General features: G+C 33.0%; 2 protein-coding genes. One reads left to right on the top strand and one right to left on the bottom strand.

The annotated features are described in order from the left end of the window. On the top strand, positions 1-784 hold a 784-nt coding region (locus tag P8M54_RS11610), incomplete at its 5' end, for a C-terminal helicase domain-containing protein (RefSeq protein ID WP_300288025.1). Between the two features lie 67 nt (positions 785-851). On the opposite strand, the gene P8M54_RS11605 is transcribed toward P8M54_RS11610, so the two are convergent. Beyond that, a complete protein-coding gene (locus P8M54_RS11605) occupies positions 852-2,144 on the bottom strand; it encodes a HAMP domain-containing sensor histidine kinase (RefSeq protein WP_300288024.1) in 1,293 nt (430 codons plus the stop codon). Positions 2,145-2,297: the final 153 nt, after the last annotated feature.

The raw sequence follows: 2,297 nt of genomic DNA, 5'->3' as shown, positions 1-2,297 counted from the left end.
GCCGGGAACAATTAAGCAGCTAGTTCAAAACTACCTAAACAAAAATGTAGTGCAGGTCAGTGCTAATATGGAAACGGTAGGAAATCAAGGCATCGATCACGAGTATATAGTAGTTGATCCCATTGAGAAGCTTGATGTATTAATGCATTTCTTGAATTCGAGAGAAGGAGAACGCGGAATTATTTTTTGTAAAACCAAAGCAGCTGTAAACAAACTAGCAAAAAACTTGGCGATTAATCGTTTTTCATCTGGAGCCTTGCACGGGAGTCTGTCACAGGGGATTCGTGATCGTATAATGGAACAATTTCGTGAAGGGCACATCAATATTTTGGTTGCCACAGATCTTGCTGCCAGAGGTATCGACGTCAAGGAAATCTCATATGTTGTAAATTACCATCTACCTGATGCTTATGAAGCTTATGTACACCGTTCTGGTAGAACAGCGAGAGCAGGAGCCAAGGGACTTTCATTAACCGTATTGCAACCCGAAGAAGAGAAAGAAATTGCTGATTTTGAAAAGGAATTAGGGATTAAATTTACGCAATTCAAGAAGCCTAGTACATCTAGTATTGAAGACAATAATACACTATTGTGGGCCAAACAAATTTTTAAAACGAAACCCAACCACGAAGTTGATACCGAATTGAAAACAAAAATTAAGACGGTTTTTCACCATTTGACTAAAGATGAACTGATCGAAAAGTTATTGGCTAATTACATTTTGCAGAATAAAAATGAACCAGTAGAAAAACCAGTCAAAAGACAAAAAATGAAGCAGAAGTAAAAACTGTTTGCTTTTAATAATAACCATTATAAATCTTCCGGGAGTTTGTAATGGTTTTTTTTATGTTCTATATGCTACTATTTTTTAAAAACACATAAAAGGAGCTTCCTTCTCCTTGAATACTTTCGGCCCAAATTAAGCCGTCGTGCTGTGCTATGAAATCGCGGCACAAAAGCAATCCTATACCAGTACCTCTCTCAGCTATATGTTCGTCATTATTTTGAGTTGTACCATCATCAAATAAGGTTTTCAATGTAGCGGCGCTCATGCCTACACCGTTATCAGAAACAACTAAGGTTGTTCCTTTATGATTAATATATGAACTTATAGAAATGGTGTCAGCAGAACTTGTGAATTTTATTGCATTAGAGACTAAATTACGGACAACGGTTTCGATCATATTTTTGTCTGCTATGATATCATAATTTTCAAAAACATTTAAATTTATTGTGACCTCTTTACTACTTGCCACCTCTAAAGGCATGGCAATGGCTTGTTTTATAAGAGCGTTTAGGTTAATTTCTTCAGGTGAAAAATGTATCTCATTTGTTTGCGAAAGCGACCATTCTAATAGGTTCTGTAACAAATTATAAGTCTTTGTAGAGGTGTCATAAATGGCAGTAACAAATTTCTCTTTCTCTATTTCTCCAAGTTCGTTTTGTTGCTCTTTCAAAATTTGACTTAAACCAATTAAGGCATTAAAAGGAGATCTCAAATCATGAGAAATAATAGCAAATAACTTGTCTTTTGTTGCATTTGCTTTTTGAAGTTCTTCATTTTTTTTAATTGACAATTCCTGCTGCTGTCTGTAATTTGTCTTTAAATAACGAATGGTTAAAAAGATTGTCAGTAATAAAATTCCTAACGTTAAAGCAGTATCTAAATATCTAAAAGAAGGTTTTTCATAATGTACATAAATCATATCTGGATAGGAATATTCTAAATAAAGTAAGGTATAGGCGATAGCTAGTTGGAACAGCATCCAAAATAGCAGTTGTTCTTTTTTAACAATGGAGGCATAAATTACAAATGTTATGGCAAAAATCAGTATGATAGGGCCATCTATACCGCAATTAAAGAGATATCCAATAACCAATACAAAGGAAATGCAAACAGCAAAAATGGCAAATGTTGCACGAGATTGCTTTTTGTATCTTGAGAAATAAAATAAAATCAGTAATAAAATTAAGGCTACCAGAAGTACGTAACCAAAGATTAGTAGACCTAAGAAAAAGTTAGCGGGAAAGGAAATTAAAAGTACAAGTGAAGTAATTAAACAAACGCCATGAAAAATTCTCCTCTCTAGAGAGAAATATTCTTTAGTTCCTATTAGATTTAGCCACTTTTGTTTGATGTTCATAAATAACATGTTTAGTACAAGTTACAAAAAAAACTCATTTATATTAAAAAAGATAAGGTATTAATTATGAATGTATTATGTAGCATAATCTAATTTTAACCCTTTTTTAATAGTTTATGATTACATCTCTTTTAAAAATTCTTTATATTTAGT

The sequence above is a fragment of the Flavobacterium sp. genome (genome assembly GCF_029242675.1).
Classification (GTDB): Bacteria; Bacteroidota; Bacteroidia; order Flavobacteriales; family Flavobacteriaceae; genus Flavobacterium.
This window is presented reverse-complemented; position numbering and strand designations above follow the sequence as displayed.